Source organism: Streptomyces sp. NPDC046831 (assembly GCF_040645305.1).
Taxonomy (GTDB): domain Bacteria; phylum Actinomycetota; class Actinomycetes; order Streptomycetales; family Streptomycetaceae; genus Streptomyces.
Genome location: NZ_JBEYXZ010000002.1, coordinates 333,255 through 349,325, shown reverse-complemented (window position 1 = coordinate 349,325; position 16,071 = coordinate 333,255). Strand labels below are relative to the sequence as shown.

At 75.2% G+C, this 16,071-nt stretch carries 16 protein-coding genes; 5 read left to right on the top strand and 11 right to left on the bottom strand.

What is annotated here, in order from left to right; translation table 11 throughout:
• The first annotated feature begins 121 nt into the window (after positions 1-121).
• Complete coding sequence (locus tag ABZ920_RS03500) at positions 122-613, top strand: HAD family acid phosphatase (RefSeq protein WP_361498313.1); 492 nt, start codon at positions 122-124, stop codon at positions 611-613.
• A gap of 25 nt (positions 614-638) precedes the next feature.
• On the opposite strand, the gene ABZ920_RS03495 is transcribed toward ABZ920_RS03500, so the two are convergent.
• From ABZ920_RS03495 to ABZ920_RS03470, 6 genes are all read right to left on the bottom strand, one after another.
• Positions 639-854 (bottom strand): dodecin, encoded by a 216-nt coding sequence (locus ABZ920_RS03495; protein WP_361498311.1) that lies wholly within the window; start codon positions 852-854, stop codon positions 639-641.
• Between the two features lie 574 nt (positions 855-1,428).
• Positions 1,429-2,391 carry an L-histidine N(alpha)-methyltransferase gene (gene egtD, locus ABZ920_RS03490; RefSeq protein WP_361498309.1) on the bottom strand — a complete coding sequence of 321 codons (963 nt, stop codon included), beginning with the start codon at positions 2,389-2,391 and terminating at the stop codon, positions 1,429-1,431.
• Positions 2,388-3,179, bottom strand: coding sequence for an ergothioneine biosynthesis protein EgtC (gene egtC, locus ABZ920_RS03485; protein ID WP_361498307.1), 792 nt, complete (start codon positions 3,177-3,179; stop codon positions 2,388-2,390). The genes egtD and egtC overlap by 4 nt, the downstream gene beginning before the upstream one ends.
• Entirely contained in the window at positions 3,179-4,498 is a 1,320-nt protein-coding gene (gene egtB / locus ABZ920_RS03480; RefSeq protein ID WP_361498305.1) for an ergothioneine biosynthesis protein EgtB, read from the bottom strand. The genes egtC and egtB overlap by 1 nt, the downstream gene beginning before the upstream one ends.
• A complete protein-coding gene (egtA, locus tag ABZ920_RS03475; RefSeq protein ID WP_361498303.1) occupies positions 4,495-5,835 on the bottom strand; it encodes an ergothioneine biosynthesis glutamate--cysteine ligase EgtA in 1,341 nt (446 codons plus the stop codon). The genes egtB and egtA overlap by 4 nt, the downstream gene beginning before the upstream one ends.
• Positions 5,836-6,569: 734 nt before the next feature.
• On the bottom strand, positions 6,570-7,019 hold the full coding sequence (locus tag ABZ920_RS03470; protein ID WP_361498301.1) for a type II toxin-antitoxin system PemK/MazF family toxin: 450 nt from the start codon (positions 7,017-7,019) through the stop codon (positions 6,570-6,572).
• 193 nt (positions 7,020-7,212) lie between these two features.
• Between ABZ920_RS03470 and ABZ920_RS03465 the strand changes: the two genes are divergently transcribed.
• On the top strand, positions 7,213-7,443 hold the full coding sequence (locus ABZ920_RS03465; protein ID WP_361498381.1) for a hypothetical protein: 231 nt from the start codon (positions 7,213-7,215) through the stop codon (positions 7,441-7,443).
• Between the two features lie 311 nt (positions 7,444-7,754).
• Here ABZ920_RS03465 and ABZ920_RS03460 read toward each other — a convergent pair whose 3' ends face one another.
• Positions 7,755-8,318: an NAD(P)H-dependent oxidoreductase gene (locus ABZ920_RS03460; protein ID WP_361498299.1), complete on the bottom strand. Its 564-nt coding sequence runs from the start codon at positions 8,316-8,318 to the stop codon at positions 7,755-7,757.
• A 120-nt stretch (positions 8,319-8,438) separates the two neighbouring features.
• On the opposite strand from ABZ920_RS03460, the gene ABZ920_RS03455 reads away from it, so the two are divergent.
• Together ABZ920_RS03455 and ABZ920_RS03450 are read left to right on the top strand one after the other, a co-directional pair.
• Positions 8,439-9,101 (top strand): helix-turn-helix domain-containing protein, encoded by a 663-nt coding sequence (locus ABZ920_RS03455; protein WP_361498297.1) that lies wholly within the window; start codon positions 8,439-8,441, stop codon positions 9,099-9,101.
• Between the two features lie 395 nt (positions 9,102-9,496).
• Positions 9,497-10,561 (top strand): LacI family DNA-binding transcriptional regulator, encoded by a 1,065-nt coding sequence (locus tag ABZ920_RS03450; protein WP_361498295.1) that lies wholly within the window; start codon positions 9,497-9,499, stop codon positions 10,559-10,561.
• Between the two features lie 96 nt (positions 10,562-10,657).
• Here the strand turns inward: ABZ920_RS03450 and trxA are convergent, their stop codons facing one another.
• The gene (gene trxA / locus ABZ920_RS03445; RefSeq protein ID WP_361498293.1) at positions 10,658-11,044 is read right to left on the bottom strand and encodes a thioredoxin; all 387 of its coding nucleotides are present in this window, start codon (positions 11,042-11,044) and stop codon (positions 10,658-10,660) included.
• Positions 11,045-11,174: 130 nt separating this feature from the next.
• Between trxA and ABZ920_RS03440 the strand changes: the two genes are divergently transcribed.
• Complete coding sequence (locus ABZ920_RS03440; RefSeq protein WP_361498291.1) at positions 11,175-12,605, top strand: NAD(P)/FAD-dependent oxidoreductase; 1,431 nt, start codon at positions 11,175-11,177, stop codon at positions 12,603-12,605.
• 438 nt (positions 12,606-13,043) lie between these two features.
• Here the strand turns inward: ABZ920_RS03440 and ABZ920_RS03435 are convergent, their stop codons facing one another.
• From ABZ920_RS03435 to ABZ920_RS03425, 3 genes are all read right to left on the bottom strand, one after another.
• A complete protein-coding gene (locus ABZ920_RS03435; protein WP_361498289.1) occupies positions 13,044-13,688 on the bottom strand; it encodes a peptide deformylase in 645 nt (214 codons plus the stop codon).
• A gap of 501 nt (positions 13,689-14,189) precedes the next feature.
• On the bottom strand, positions 14,190-15,011 hold the full coding sequence (locus ABZ920_RS03430; RefSeq protein WP_361498287.1) for a hypothetical protein: 822 nt from the start codon (positions 15,009-15,011) through the stop codon (positions 14,190-14,192).
• 5 nt (positions 15,012-15,016) lie between these two features.
• Positions 15,017-15,898, bottom strand: a complete 882-nt coding sequence (locus ABZ920_RS03425; RefSeq protein ID WP_361498285.1) for an alpha/beta hydrolase — start codon at positions 15,896-15,898, stop codon at positions 15,017-15,019.
• Between the last annotated feature and the right edge of the window lie 173 nt (positions 15,899-16,071).

The following is a 16,071-nucleotide window of genomic DNA, read 5'->3' as shown; positions in this document are numbered from 1 at the left end:
CCCTACGGCGGGCGGGAGGCGCCGTCGTGGGCCGGGGGACGGCACCGCGCCGGACGGCCGCGGCCGCCCCGTCGCCGCGGCCGGGGCGCCCGTTCCGCCCGGAGCTCCTACGCTGGGCGGCGTGACGGACAGCAGCAAGCGGCCCCTGGCCGTGTTCGACCTGGACAACACGCTCGCCGACACGGCGCACCGCCAGCGGTTCCTGGAGCGCAGGCCGCGGGACTGGGACGCCTTCTTCGCGGCCGCGCCGGCGGACCCGCCGATCCCGGAGGGCGTGCGGCTCGCCCGGGACAGCGCGGGGGAGTGCGAGGTCGTCTACCTGACCGGGCGGCCCGAGCGGTACCGCCAGGACACGCTGGACTGGCTCGCGGCCCACGGCCTGCCCGGGGGACGCCTCCACATGCGGCGGGACCACGACCGCAGACCGGCCCGCCGCACCAAGCTGGAGACCCTGCGCCGCCTCGCCCGGAACCGCGAGATCCGCGTGGTCGTGGACGACGACGAACTGGTGTGCGCGGACGCGGAGCAGGCGGGCTTCCGGGTCCTGCGGGCCCGCTGGGCGTCACCCTCCGCGGAGTTGAAGGACGCACAGGAGCGGGAGGGGCGGACCTGAGGCGACCGCCGTGGCGCGGTGGCGGTCAGTCCGCGTCCTCGATGCGGAAGCCGACCTTCATGCAGACCTGGTAGTGCTCGATCTCCCCGTTCTCGATCTGCCCCCTGACCTGCGTCACCTCGAACCAGTCCAGGTTGCGCAGGGTCTGCGAGGCGCGGGCGATGCCGTTCACGATGGCCTCGTCGAGGCCCTCCCGCGAGGTGCCGACGATCTCGGTGAGCCGGTAGATGTGGTCGGTCATGCGAGCGCTCCTTCCCACCGGGGGACGCGGACGCCGCGTCCGCCCGTGACGTGCGTACGGCGCGTCCCTCCACCGTGCCGCACGCCAGGTCGCCGCGCGAGGTGAGGACGGGCGGCGGGCCGGGCGCCGGCCGGCCCCCGCTCGCCTGCCGGCCGGCACCCGGCGCCGGCCTTGCTCGCCCGCCGACCGCGGGCCGGACGCCGATCATCGCTCGCCGGCCGGCCGCCGCTCGCCTGCCGACCGGCACCCGGCGCCGTTCATCGCTCGCCTGCCGACCGCGGGTCGGGTGACGGCCGTCGTAACGTGCCGGCTGGGGGCCGGGTGACGGCCGTCGTAACGTGCCGGCTGGGGGCCGGGTGACGGCCGTCGTGACCTGCCGACCGCGGGCCGGGCGCCGTCAGCGCCGGCGGCACGGGTGCGCGCAGCCGGCGTACACCGGCGGCCCCCTGCCGCGCGGCAGGGGCGCCGCAGCGCGGTCGCGCCCCGCCCGGCTGCACCGGGAGGACGGCCGGGTCCCCCGCCGTCCTCCCGGTGGCCGGCGGGCGCGCCGGCGTCCTCCGCGGCGTCCCCGGAGCTACCCCGCCACGCTCAGCGACAGCGCGAAGCGTCCCTCGGTGTCCGTCCACCACCGGGCCAACTCCAGCCCGGAGGAGGCCAGTTCGGCACGGACGCCCTCCTTGCGGAACTTCGCCGACACCTCCGTGCGCAGGGCCTCGCCGGCCGCGAAGTCGACGGCGAGGCCGAGGGCGGGCACCTTCACGGTCTGCGCCACCGACGAGCGCAGCCGCATCTCGATCCACTCGTTGCCGGCGTCCCACAGCGCGACGTGCTCGAACGTGTCGGGGTCGAAGTCGGCGCCCAGCTCGCGGTTGACGACCGTGAGGACGTTCCTGTTGAACGCCGCCGTCACCCCGGCCGCGTCGTCGTAGGCGCGGACCAGGACCGCCTCGTCCTTGACCAGGTCGGTGCCGAGCAGCAGCGCGTCGCCGGGGGAGAGCAGGGCGCGCACCGCGGCCAGGAACGCGGAGCGTTCGGCGGGCAGCAGGTTGCCGATCGTGCCGCCGAGGAACGCGACCAGCCGCGGCCCGGGCGTGGCGGGCAGCCTCAGCCCGGCGGTGAAGTCGGCGATGAGCGCGTGCACGTCGAGCCCGGGCCGCTCGGCGGTCAGCGCCTCACCCGCCTGGGTGAGGGCGCTCTCGCTGACGTCCACCGGCACGTAGGTGCGCAGGCCGGTCAGGGCGTCGATCAGGTGGCGCGTCTTCGCCGAGGAGCCGGAGCCCAGTTCGACCAGCGTACGGGCGGGCAGTTCGGCGGCGATCTCGCCCGCGCGGGCGAGGAGGATCTCCCGCTCGGCGCGCGTCGGGTAGTACTCGGGCAGTGCGGTGATCTGCTCGAACAGGTCGCTGCCGTGCGCGTCGTAGAACCACTTCGGCGGCAGCGTTTTGGGCACGGAGGTCAGGCCCTGCTGGACGTCGGCGCGCAGGGCGGCGGCCGTGGCGTCCTCGGGCAGAAGGCGGGTGACGTGGAACGCACTCACGTACGGGGCTCCTCGGTCGGTGCGGATGCCGGGTTCGGGTCGAGTTCCTTGAGCGGGGTGAGCAGCACGTCCGTGCGGCTCGCGGCGAGCAGCGTGCGGTCCGGGACCTCGGTCCAGCGGGGGTCGTCGTCGTAGGGCTCGGCGGCCACGACCGTGCGGCGGCCGGGCTCCGCGAGGTACCACAGGCTGTCGCCCCACGCCGTCGCGGTGATCGTCCCGCCGTCGGTGAGCAGCAGGTTCAGCCGGGAGCCCGGGGCTGCCGCCGCGACCTCCAGGACGGTGTCGGCGAGCGCCTGGCCCGCCTCGTCGCCGCCGCGCAGCCGCGCCAGCACCAGCGCCCACACCAGCGCGGAGTCGGTGCGGGCCTCCAGCGACAGCAGGTCCTCGGGCGGCAGCGTCCGGGACACGGCGGCCAGGGAGCCCGGCCAGCCGGTCACGGCACCGTTGTGGCTGAACAGCCACCGGTCCGCCGCGAACGGGGCGGCGGCCGCCTCCGCGTCCGCGCCCGCCAGAGTCGCGTCCCGCACCGCGGCGAGCAGCGCGGTGGTCCGCACCACCCGCGCCAGGTCGGCGAAGGACAGGTCCGCCCACAGGGGCCCCGCCCGGCGGTAGCGGGCCGGCACCGGGTCGCCCTCCGCGTACCAGCCGACCCCGAACCCGTCGGCGTTGACCGTTCCGCTGCGCTGGCGGCGCGGCGCCCACGCCTGGCGGTACAGGCTGTGCGCGGGGTCCACCAGGACCCGGCCGAGCGGCTCCGCCGGCCCCAGGTAGGCCAGGTGACGGCACATCAGGAGGCCTCCGCGGAGCGGGCGGTGCGGAACCCGGAGAAGATCTGCCGCCGCACCGGGTAGTCCCAGTTGCGGAAGGTCCCCCGGCACGCCACCGCGTCCACGGCGAACGAACCGCCGCGCAGCACCTTGTACTCGGGGCCGAAGAACACCTGCGAGTACTCCCGGTACGGGAACGCGGCGAATCCCGGATACGGCAGGAAGTCGCTCGCCGTCCACTCCCACACGTCGCCGATCAGCTGCCGGACGCCGAGGGGCGAGGCCCCGGCCGGGTAGCTGCCGGCCGGGGCCGGGCGCAGGTGGCGCTGGCCGAGGTTGGCGTGGGCCGGGGCGGGGTCGGCGTCGCCCCACGGATAGCGCGTCGAGCGGCCGGCCGCGGGGTCGTGGCGGGCGGCCTTCTCCCACTCGGCCTCGGTGGGCAGCCGCCGTCCGGCCCAGCGGGCGTAGGCGTCGGCCTCGTACCAGCACACGTGCAGCACCGGCTCGTCGGGCGGCACCACCTCGGTGACGCCGAAGCGCCGCCTGAGCCACTGCCCGCCGTCCCGGCGCCAGAACAGGGGCGCGACGATCCCGTGGCGCCGGATGTGCGCCCAGCCGTCGGCCGTCCACCAGCGGGGGTCGTCGTAGCCGCCGTCCTCGACGAACGCCCGATAGGCGGCGTTCGTCACCGGGGTGGTGTCGATGAAGAAGGGCTCGATGTCGCGGACGTGCGCGGGCCGCTCGTTGTCCAGGGCCCACGGCTCGGTGGAGGTGCCCATGGTGAACGGGCCGCCGGGCACGAGGACTTCCGCCGGGCCGGTGAACGGCGGAGCGGGGTCCGGGTCCGGGGCGGTCAGGGCCCGCGGTCCCCGGCGGAGCTGATGGGTGATCAGCATCGTCTCGTCGTGCTGCTGCTCGTGCTGCGCGACCATCCCGAAGGCGAAGCCGGCCTCGGTCAGCCGCGTCCCGTGGAACGCGGAGTCCGCCAGCAGGTCCGTCACGCGGCCGCGCACCTCGGCCGCGTAGCGGCGGGCCTCGTCCGGCGGCAGCAGCGGCAGCGAGGGGCGTTCGGCGCGCGGATGCTCGAAGGCGTCGTAGAGGCCGTCGATCTCGGGCCGGATGGCCTCCTGCCCGCCCACCGCGCGCAGCAGCCACTGCTCCTCCTGGTTGCCGATGTGGGCGAGGTCCCACACCAGCGGGGACATCAGCGGGGAGTGCTGGGCGGTCAGGTCGGGCTCCTCGACGCAGGAGGTCAGGAGCGTGGTGCGGTCGCGGGCCGTGGTGAGCGAGGCCAGCGCCCGCTCGCGGAGCGTCTCGGCGTCGTGGACGGCGTCGGTCATGTGCCGATGTCCTTCCGGCGGTGTGCGGCGGGGCCTGGGCCGGCCGGGTGACACCCGGCCCCGGGCAGACCCGTACCGCGCAGGCTGTCGAGGAGGTCGTCGGCGGGGCAGCGGCCCCGCAGGACGTAGCGGTCCCGGAACGCGGCGACGGCGGCCGTGACCTCGGGCGTGGCACCGAGCCGGGGCAGGGCCTCCAGCGCTGTCGTGAAGCAGGCGACGGCCGCGTCGCGCAGCTCGGGGTCGGCGAGACCGGACCGGGCCGCCTCCCGCCACAGCGCATTGTGCGGGGCGGGGTACGGCCGCGCCCGCTCGGCGAGCGGCTTCACTGCCCGGTAGGCGGTCTCCGCGGCCCCGGGATCGTCGAACAGCGCGGCGGTCACGGCGAGCGGCACGATCCACCCGTCGTCGCCGGGCTGCGCGTCGATCATGCGCAGTTCCAGGTGGCCGCGCGGTCTGACCGGCGGGAACAGCGTCGTGAGGTGGTAGGCGAGGTCGTCGCGGGTCGGCGGCCTCGGCTTCCGCGAGCGCACCCACTCCCGGAAGGTGAGGCGCTCGGGCACCTGCCAGGGGCCCTCGTCGTCCCGGACGCACATCACGGGCGCGTCCAGCACATGGCGGGTCCAGGCGGCGCGGGGGTCGCCGTCCAGCGGGGGAGCCCCCGCCCGCGCCGGGCCGATCTGGGCCCACCGCAGCTGCCGCGTGGAGAGCCAGCCGGTGGGCCGGCCCCCGGCGAGCGGCGAGTTGGCGAACGCGGCCACCAGCACCGGGCCGAGCTGGTGCGCGAGCCACCAGCGGCGCCCGTACCCGAGCGGTCCGGGTTCCTCGTGTCCCGCGTCCAGGCTCACCTGGACGGAGGCCGAGGCGCACATCATGTGGCGGCCCGCCGGCCCGGTGCGGTCCAGGCACCGCTCCATGGCCTCGTAGCGCCGCTCCCGCAGGAACCGGCGCGGCGGGTGGCGGGGGTCGTGGCCCAGGCCGACGAGGCGGAGTCCGTCCTCGGCGAGCACGGCGCGGACGGCGTCGAGGTCGGCGGAGACGGTGCCGACGCACTCCGTCAGCGAGCCGGCGGGCGGCGAGCTGAGCTCCAGCTGACCGCCGGGTTCGACGGTGAGCGCCGACCTCAGGGGCACGCCCCGCAGGGCGGCGTAGGCCGCTTCGAGGCGTTCGAACGAGACGGGGAGATGGGGCGTGTGCGGCGCGTGGACGAGCCACTCGACCTCGACCCCCAGGGTGCGGGGCGGCCCGGTCTTGAAGCAGATGCCGTGGACCAGGGCCTCGATCTCGGCCTCGGTCACGGCCCTCCGGGACTCGGTACAGCCGCTTGTCGCATCGGACATGTCAGGATCCTCCTGAGCTTCCAGGATGTCGCCGACCCGCCGGTCCGAGGCGCGGGCCGGCGTGGCTCCGTCCCACCCAAGACCCTTGCGCGGCTCCGCACAAGGGCGCGCATCGCGTCGACGTCCCCTACGTGCTCTCCCTCCCGGCCGCTTGCCCACCGGCCGCCGCGTACCCGGAAACTGCGTTGCACAGCAGGACAAGCATCGCTCACGATGCGTTCACGGGCACGGCGGGAGACCGCACGGACGCACGCCCGTGGCGTCCACGGGGGTGACGCCACGGGCGTGTGCCGGCGCGGGGCCGCCGCAGCGAAAGGGCCGCTTCCGGCCTCGTCGGCCCGCGGCGCGTACGGCGTGGGGCGGCCTCGCGCGGCAATGGGGCGGCTCCGCGCGGCCCAAAGCGCGCCCCGGGCGGCTCCCGGTCCCGGGGCGCCGCCCTCCGGGCGGGGGCGGTTTCCGGCCAAGGCGGGCGGTGTCCGGCGGGGGAGTGCGGGGGCGCATCCGCCGGGCCGGACGACTCCCAGGCAGCGACCCTGGCGGACGCGGATGCGATGCGGACGCGGGACGGGGGCGCGGAGACGGGCGCGGAGGCCGCCGCCGGCCCGTTCACGGCGGCCGGCGGCCGGCGGCCGGTCAGGCGATTGCTGCTCCCGGCAGGCCGGGGGAGGGCCGGGTCGGCGACGGGAGCGTGCCCGAGCGGGGCGGGTGCCCCGCCCATCGCGCCCAGGACCGGGTCAGCGCCAGCCGTAGCGCTCCCGGAGGCGGTGCACCACGAGGCTGAACCGCATCCGGTCCAGGGCGCACGCCTCGCGCCGCATGCCCTCCTCGTGCAGCCGCAGCACCCGGTCGACGTCCACCCAGGAGTCGCGCCCGGACCGGTCCCACGGGCCGCTGCCGATGGGCACCCACTCCCGGTCGCCGTCGTGCCGCTTGCTGGAGAGCTGGACGGCGAGGAACGTGCCCGCCGCCTCCCGCGCCACCACGAGCACCGGCCGGTCCTTGCCGCGCCCGTCGTTCTCCTCGAAAGGCACCCAGGTCCAGACGATCTCCCCGGGATCGGGGTCGCCGTCGTGCGCGGGCGCGTACTCGGTGCGTATCCGGCCGACCTCGCGGGGGTCGGCCTCGGTGGTGGCGGAGGGGCCGTGGCGGCCGGGAACGTCCTCATGATCGGTATAGGCGGTCACGAGGGCACCCTAGTGGGCGCCGCCATGCGCACCAGGGGCCGCCCCGCAGGCCGTTGACGTGCACGACGGGAAGGCGTCGGAAGAAGTCCCGCGAGCCGGCAGCCGCAGGTCTGCCTGACGTCGGCAACGAGGCACCGCTGCTGCGCGCTCCGCCCGCGGGCGTGAAGTCCTGCCCCTCTGTGAGGCGTTGACCTTGCCGCTGGCGACAGGGTTGCACGATGACCGGCATGAACAGCACCGCGCCGCGGAGCCGCGCTGCTCGCCGGCCGGCTGGTCCTGGTGCGCCCCCTCAACCGCAGGTCCGACCCGGGTCCTCGCCGGGGAGGACCTGCCCCGCTCGCGCGGCCACTTCGCGTACGTCGGCCTGTCGGTGGCGAAGGCCGTCGCGCTGACCGCCCTCGGTCTGAGCCTCCTCGCGGTCTGACAGTCGCGTCGGCGGGGCGGACGCCGGCGCGACGGGCGCCCGTCGCGCCGCGCACCGCTCCCACGGGGCTGCGAGCCCCCTGGGACGGTGCACCGGGCGGTGGTCCGGCGGGACCGCGAACGACTGCTGCTCCGTCTGGGTGGCCAGCCGGTTGGCCTCCGCCTGCGCGATGCGCGCGTCGCGCCGCACGGCCGCGGCGTGCGGAATGCGGCCGCAGCGCGCCCGCCCGCTGACGGTGCGCGGCACCGGGGCGGACGCGCGGAAGGGGCCGGAGCCTCAATGGCCCCGGCCCCTTCGGCGGACGTCGCGGATCAGGCGGCCGCGACCTCGCCGACGGTGCCCTGCAGGCGGGCGACGACCTCGGTCAGCTGCGCGGCGACCTCGGCGTCGTCGACCGGGTGGGTGTCCGCGAAGCGGGTCACGGAGCCGGGGATGGACAGCTTGATGTCCTCGACCACCTTGCCGCCGGCGATGCCCACGGCCTTGCGGGTGTCGTCCTGCGCCCAGACACCGCCGTACTGGCCGAAGGCGGTGCCGATGACGGCGACCGGCTTGCCGCCGAAGGCGCCGGCGCCGTACGGGCGCGACAGCCAGTCGATGGCGTTCTTCAGCACGGCCGGGATGGTGCCGTTGTACTCGGGGGAGAAGAGCAGGAACGCGTCGGCGGCCTGCGCCGTCTCACGCAGCCTGGCGGCGGCGGCCGGCACGCTGCCCTCGACGTCGAGGTCCTCGTTGTAGAAGGGGATCTCGGCCAGGCCCTCGAACAGCTCGACCTCGGCGCCCTCGGGCGCGAGCTTGACGGCGGCCTCGGCGAGCTGGCGGTTGTGCGAGCCGGAGCGAAGGCTGCCGACGAGCGCGAGGATGCGAACAGACATGGGGGTCTCCCAAGAGGCTGAAACACTGCGGTTCATGATCCGGACCAAGGTCCGTTTAATTTTCTACCAGACTAACTGGACCGCGGTCCAGTTTCCCCTCCCATGCTTTACGCTGTGTTCATGCCCAGCGCGCTGCCGCCCTTCCCGACGCCTCAGGAGCCCGCAGGCGAGCCGGTTCTGCTCGAGATCGGCACCGGCGGGGACGAGCCGTGCCTGCGGGCCGACGCCGCGCGCAACCGCGCCCGGCTGCTGGACGCGGCCGCGCGCCTGGTCGCGGAGCACGGCGCGGCCGGCGTCACGATGGAGGCGGTGGCCACGGCCGCCCAGGTGGGCAAGGGCACGGTCTTCCGCCGCTTCGGCGACCGTACCGGTCTGCTCACGGCCCTGCTGGACCACTCCGAGAAGAAGTTCCAGGCGGCGTTCCTCGGCGGCCCGCCGCCCCTCGGCCCCGGCGCGCCGGCCGTGGAGCGGCTGCGGGCGTTCGGCTGTGCCGCGCTGCGCCGCGCCGCCGACGACCTGGAACTGCAACTGGCGGCCGAACCGTGTCCCGAGCGCCGGTTCACCGTGCCGCCGCGCCGCGTCCGCTACGGCCACGTGCTGATGCTCCTGCGGCAGGCGGTCCCGGACGCGGACGCGGAACTGCTCGCCCAGACGCTGATGGGGTACCTCGACCCCGCGCTGATCCACCACCTGACCAGGCAGTGCCACATGCCGATGGAACGGCTGCAGTCGGGCTGGCACGACCTGGTCGCACGCGTCACGGGCACGGCACCGGCCGGGTGAGCCGCCGCCGGCCAGGTACCGCCGCACCGGCCGGGTGAGCCGCCGCCGGTCACTGGCGCCGTGCCGCGCCCTGTGGGCCGCCGCCTGTCAGGTACCGCCGCACCGGCCGGGTGAGCCGTCGCTGGTCACGTCGCGCCGCACCGGCCGGAGCAGGCGCCGCCGGTCACTGGCGCCGTGCCGCGCCCGGTGGGCCGCCGCCGCCCCGGTCCCACCGCGCCGCGCCCCGGTCGCCCGCCGCCGTCAGCCTCCGCCGGGGCGCGCGCACCGCCAATGAGCCTGCAGCCACACGCAGTTGGGAACGGACCCGGGCCGCGGGGCTGCGCGTGGCGCGTTCCGCGCGGCGGCGCACCCCGCCCCGAGCGCCCGCCCGGGCTTCTGCCAGGATGCCGTACGTCATGGTGCAGATACCGACATCGCCCGCGCCGTCGCCCCCGGCGCCGTCGTCCTCCGCTCCGTCGTGCCCCGCCCCCCGCGGTGTGCCCACGAGCGCCGACGTGGCGCGCCTGGCCGGCGTCTCCCGCGCGACCGTCTCCTACGTCCTGAACAACACGCGCGCCGTCCGGATCAGCGAGCCCACGCGCCGCCGGGTCCACGAGGCCGCCAGAGAACTCGGGTACGTACCGCACGCGGGCGCCCGCAGCCTGCGCGCCGGGCACAGCCGCATGGTGCTGATGCCCGCACCGGCGGTCCCGGTGGGTCCGCTCTACTGGCAGTTCCTCAACGACCTGCAGTGGGCGCTCAGCCGACTCGACTACACCGTCGTGCAGTACGGCACCCCCGGCCTGCGCGGCGACGAGGCCGCCCGGGCCTGGGCGGAGCTGCGCCCGGTCGCCGTCCTCGCGCCCGGCTCGGGACTAGGCCCGGAGGCGGTCGCGGTGCTCAAGCACGCCGGCGCCCGCGCCGTGGTCACCCTGGGCCCGGAGTCCGTCGAGGGCGCGCACGCCCTGCTCATGGACCACCGGGCCGTCGGCCACTGCGCCGGCGCCCACCTGTACGACCGCGGCCGCCGCCGCATCGGCGTGGTCGTGCCCGAGGAGCGCGGCCTGGAGGCGTTCTCCGCTCCGCGCCTCGACGGCGTCCGCCGCGCCCTGCGGGACACCGACGCCACCGTGACCCCGCTGCCCCTGGCCTACTCGGAGCAGGACGCCGCCCGGCTCGCCGCGCGCTGGCGCGGCCTCGCGCTGGACGCGGTGTTCGCCTACAACGACGAGTACGCGATGCTGCTGATGCGCGCCCTGCAGGACGAGGGGATCGGGGTGCCCGGGGAGACGGCCGTGATCGGCGCCGACGACCTCATGCTGGGCCGGCTGCTGCGGCCCCGGCTGAGCACGGTGCGCATCGAGCTGCCGTCCGGCCGCGACCTCGCCGAGCTGGTCGACCGCGCCGTACGCGACCCCGGCGCCCCGCCCGGGACCCACCCGGTGCTGGGCGCCACCGTCATCCACCGCGAGTCCAGCTGACGCGGCGGACACAGAAGAACGGTGGGCTCCCTCCTCCTCCGGAGGGAGCCCACCGTTCGTCCCGGCGGCCGCTGTGGGACGGCGTCGTCCAGGCCCTCACTGTCCGTCCTGCTCCACCTGCGACTGCTGCTCGGCGACGGCCTTGCGGACCTCGTCCATGTCGAGATCGCGCGCCTGCCCGATGACGTCCGTCAGCGCGGACTCCGGCAGCGCCCCGGGCTGCGCGAACACGGCCACCTGGTCCCGGACGATCATCAGCGTCGGGATCGACTGGATGCCGAAGGCCGCGGCCAGCTCCGGCTGCGCCTCGGTGTCCACCTTGCCGAACACCAGGTCGGGGTTGTCCTGAGCGGCCTTCTCGTAGACGGGGGCGAACTGACGGCACGGCCCGCACCAGTCCGCCCAGAAGTCGATGAGGACGAAGTCGTTCTCCGTGACCGTCTGGTCGAAGTTGTCCTTGGTGAGCTCCACGGTGCTGCTCATGGCGATTCCCTCTTCCTGGTAGGGCTTCCCGGTGCGGGACGAAACCGTCGGCACAACGCGGCCGACCTGCGGCGTATTCCGCGCACGTACCCGTGTGGCCGACACGCACACCACCCACCAGACTGACCCCATGACGGAAACGGAAACCATCGCGTACGACGTCGTGGTGCTCGGGGCCGGGCCCGTGGGGGAGAACGTCGCCGACCGCACCCGCGCGGCCGGACTGGCCACCGCGGTCGTGGAGAGCGAGCTGGTCGGCGGCGAGTGCTCCTACTGGGCCTGCATGCCCAGCAAGGCCCTGCTGCGCCCGGTCATCGCCCGCGCCGACGCCCGCCGCCTGCCGGGCCTGAGCCAGGCCGTGCGGGGCCCCCTCGACACGGGCGCGGTCCTCGCCCGCCGGGACGAGTTCACCTCCCACTGGCACGACGACGGCCAGGTCGGCTGGCTCGACGGCATCGGCGCCGACCTCCATCGCGGGCACGGCCGCCTCGCCGGCCCGCGCACGGTGACGGTCACCGGCGCCGACGGCACGCGGAAGGTGCTGACCGCGCGGCACGCGGTCGCCGTGTGCACGGGCAGCCGCGCCCAGCTGCCCGACCTGCCCGGCCTCGCCGGCGTCGAACCGTGGACCAGCCGCGAGGCGACCAGCGCCAAGGAGGCGCCGGGCCGGCTGATCGTGGTCGGCGGAGGTGTGGTCGCCACCGAGATGGCCACCGCCTGGCAGGCGCTCGGCTCGCAGGTCACCGTCCTGGTGCGCGGCAAGGGGCTGCTGCCCCGGATGGAGCCCTTCGCCGGCGAGCTGGTCGCCGAGGCGCTCGCCGAGGCCGGCGCGGACCTCCGCCTCGGCACGTCGGTGGAGTCGGTGACCCGTGAGAACGGCACCGTGGTGGCTGTCACCGGCGCCGGCGACCGCCTCGAGGCCGACGAGATCCTCTTCGCCACCGGACGCGCCCCGCGCACCGACGACATCGGCCTCGACACCGTCGGCCTCGAACCGGGTTCCTGGCTGCCGGTCGACGACACCCTGCGGGTCACCGGCACCGACTGGCTCTACGCGGTCGGCGACGTCAACCACCGCGCCCTGCTCACCCACCAGGGCAAGTACCAGGCCCGCATCGCGGGGGACACCATCGGCGCCCGCGCCGCCGGCGTGCCGCTCCTGGAGACCGACCCGTGGAGCGCCCACGCCGCCACCGCCGACCACCACGCCGTACCGCAGGTCGTCTTCACCGACCCGGAGGCCGGCTCCGTGGGCCTGTCCCTGGCGGAGGCCGAACAGGCCGGGTACCGCGTCCGGGCCGTCGACGTGGACCTCTCCTCGGTCGCCGGCGCGGGCCTGTACGCCGAGGGCTATCGGGGCCGCGCCCGCATGGTCGTGGACCTGGACGAGGGCTTCCTGCGCGGCGTCACCTTCGTCGGCCCCGGCGTCGGCGAGCTGGTCCACTCGGCGAGCATCGCCGTCGCCGGCCGGGTCCCGGTCGACCGGCTGTGGCACGCGGTGCCCTCGTACCCCACCATCAGCGAGGTGTGGCTGCGGCTGCTGGAGGCGTACCGGGGCTGACCGGCCCTGCGGCGCGGCGCCGGGCCCGACCGCGCCGGTCGCCGGCGCAGGCGTCCGGCTCGTGCGGCGGGCACCGGATCCCAGTCGGCGCCGGTCCCGGCCACGTCGGGGACGGCGAGCGGCGGGCGTGGGTCCGCCGCCGGGGGAGTCGCCCGGTTCATGCGGAGGGACGCCGGGCCGCACTCGGCGCCGGTCTCGACGAGGTCGAGGACGGCGAGTGGCGAGCGCCGGTCCGCCGCCGGGGGAGTGGTTCGGTCGCACGGCGGGGCGGCATGCCCCGCTGCGCACCGGTTGCCGGGAGGAGTGGTCCGGCGTGCCGCGCGGCCCCGGACTCGACCGGGCGCCGGTCGCCGAGGGCGGTGGCGGGCCGGTCCGTGCGGAGGCCCGCTTCCGGTGCGGTGGCGCCCGCACGGACCGGCGCGACGTCCGGCCCCGGCGTCACGGCAGGGTGAAGCCCAGGGCCTGCGCGGCCTTCGCCGGCGTCGGCTGCGCCCAGCGCTGCGCCGCCGCCTCGTTCGAGGACAGGGAGCGCAGCTCGGCCCGGTCCAGGTAGAGGGTGCCGTCGAGGTGGTCCGTCTCGTGCTGCACGATCCGCGCGGGCCAGCCGGAGACCGGCTCGTCCACCGCGTGCCCGTGCTCGTCCGACGCCCGCAGGCGCACGCCGGCGTGCCGTGCCACCACCGCCTGCCAGCCCGGCACGCTCAGGCAGCCCTCGAAGAACGCCGCACGGGCGGTGCCGACCGGCTCGTACGACGGATTGACCAGCACCCGGAACGGCAGCGGCACCCGCCCGCGCGCCAGCCGCACCTCGTCCGGCACCGTCGCCGGGTCCTCGACGACCGCGATCCGCAGCGGCACGCCGACCTGCGGTGCCGCGAGGCCCACGCCCGGCGCCGCGCGCATGGTGACGCGCAGTGCCTCGACGAACCGGGCCAGCAGCGCGGGGTCCAACTGCCCGTCGAACGGCTCGGCGGCGTTCCGCAGCACGGGGTCACCGGCCGCGACGATGGGCAACGGGCCACCAGGGGCAAGGAGTTGCTCGACGCGCTCGGCAAGGGGCATGCGCTCAAGGGGGGATGCCATCGCGCCAGCATGCCACGACCCACTCTCATCCTCGGCACACTCGACGGCGCCCGCTCGCCGGGGACGACGTACACGGCGATGTGGGCGCCGACCTGGCGCTGTCGCGCGGCGCCGAGGCCCGGGACGTCTTCGCGGCCATCCACAAGCCCCCGGGGATGGTCGTTGCCGTCAAACGCCGCAAGGGCTTGTTCGAGCAGCGCGGCCTCCGCCGTACGCACGGCGAAGTGGAGATCGCCCAGCGGCTGGGCACCAACCCTCACATCATGCGGTCGACAGGCGGACCGGAAGGTGGAAGGAGCGACTGCGGTGAGCCGAGCGAAGCACCGCGCCTGGAGCGACATGGAGCGCCCGCAGACTGAGGAGCTGTTCGGCGGTTGCGTCGTCCGGCGGCGGCACTGAGCACACGACTTCCCCCCTCCGCGGCCGTGGCACGCAGCCTCTCTCAGGGCATGACCGGCAGTTCCAGCCGATGAAGCACGAGGCGGAGGGGAGAGGTGACGGTCAGCCGACCTTGAGAAGGCCGGTTTCGACGACGGCGCGGCCGAAGGGGCTCGCGAGATCGGCGAGCCGCTCACAGTCGGCTTCACCCAGTGCGGCGTAGGCGGGAAGGGCCAGGCGGTCGGTGCGGTCCTCGATGTGTCGGCGCAGGGTCGCGCCTTCCGGGCTGAGGGAGTCGCCGTCCAGGAGACCCCGCTCGCGCAGGCGCTCCTCGGCGGCGGTCCACTCCTCCTCGGGCCATGCGCGGCTGGCTTTGAGGAACTCGACGGGTACGTCACCGGTGGCGGCGTGCAGGATCAGGGCTTCCAAGCCGCCGACGCCCTCGCTCAGCAGGCAGGCCACGTGGCCGTCTCCGCGGAACTCCCGGAGCAGTGTCTGGGCGTGCCACAGCTGCAGCACCGGCTCCTGCGGCCAAGGCAGTGCGGCATGCGCGGCGAACAGCGGGCGGCCCTGCGCGTGTTCGCGGGCCGCCTCGGCCGCCCGGCGGGTCAGCGCCAGGACCTCGCTCAGGTAGGGCAGTTCGTGGACTTTCGCCCGCCGCAGAGCCTCGCCCGCCGCGGCGTACCGCGCGTCCAGCACCTGCTGCGGCGTCGCCGTCTCCCAGACCCCGTCGACCGCCTGCCGTACGGCCTCGGGGTTGAAGTTGTAGAAGGTGGAGATGACCAGTTCGGCGGAGGCCCGGCCGAAGGCGGCGCTGCGGAAGGCGAAGTAGCCGGCGCGTCCGCTCAGGCCGAGCTCCGCGTACCGTCGCCTTGCCTCAGGGGCGAAGTAGATCATGGCGTGTACGGGCTCGAGGCGGCGCCAGGCTGCACGCGCAGTCTCCATGGGGGTCACCCTTTCTGAGGGACGACGACAGCGTTTTCGCTGCGGTTCGAGTACTCGCCGTGCGCTCGGAGATGGTCGAGCAGCAGGTGGCTCAGCGGCTCGGGCGCTTCCTCGGGGATCCAGTGGCTGACGCCTTGGAGGATCTCGAATCGGTACGGCCCGCTGACCCATCGCTCGGTCTCCTGCGCGGCTGCCGGGCCGAACGCGCTGTCGTCCGTGCTCCAGACGTACAGCGTGGGAACGTCGATGACGCCGATCGCGCCGTCGGGGCGGCCGGCGCGGTACCAGTTCAGCGCAGCGGTGAGAGCGCCAGGCTGGGACAGGCGACGCACATAGGCGTCCGCACTGTCTTGCGGGACCTTTCCGGCGTAGAAAGCGCGAAGCTCCTGGGCGTCGTGGGCCAGCATGCGCTCTTCGGTCGTGGGCGTTTCGCGCCAGTAGATCATGTAGTGCGAGCGACTGCGCTGGTCCTCATCCGTGCGCAGGGTGGTGGCCAGGGCGCCGGGGTGCGGGGTCGAGACGACCGTGAGAGTGCGCACGCGGCCGGGGTGGGCGTCAGCCGTCCACCAGGCCACCGCGCCGCCCCAGTCGTGGCCGACCAGGTCGAACGTCGCCCAGCCCAGTTCCTCCGTGATCGCCACGACGTCGTCGACGAGATGGCTGATCCGATAGTCCTCGGGCCGCTGGGGGCGGGCCCCCGGGGAGTACCCACGCTGGTCGGGTGCCACCACCCGGTAGCCCTGCGCGGCCAACGCCTCGATCTGCCGCCGCCACGCCACCCCCGTCTGCGGGAATCCGTGCAGCAAGAGCACCGGGCGGCCCCCGGCGGGACCGGCCGCGATCGTGTCGAACACGCCCGCAGGCGTGGAGATGCTCAGCCGAGTCACGATCCACCCCTTCGTACCGACTGGTCGGTACCCTTGCGGTAAGGGGAGGGGCTGTCAAGAGCGCGGGGCGGTTGAACCTGACGTCGAATTCAAATATAACCGGTCGGAAGGCCGATACCCGTCACCCCTGCGGCCATGACATGTCCTCGGATCACCCGAGGAGACGGTCACGA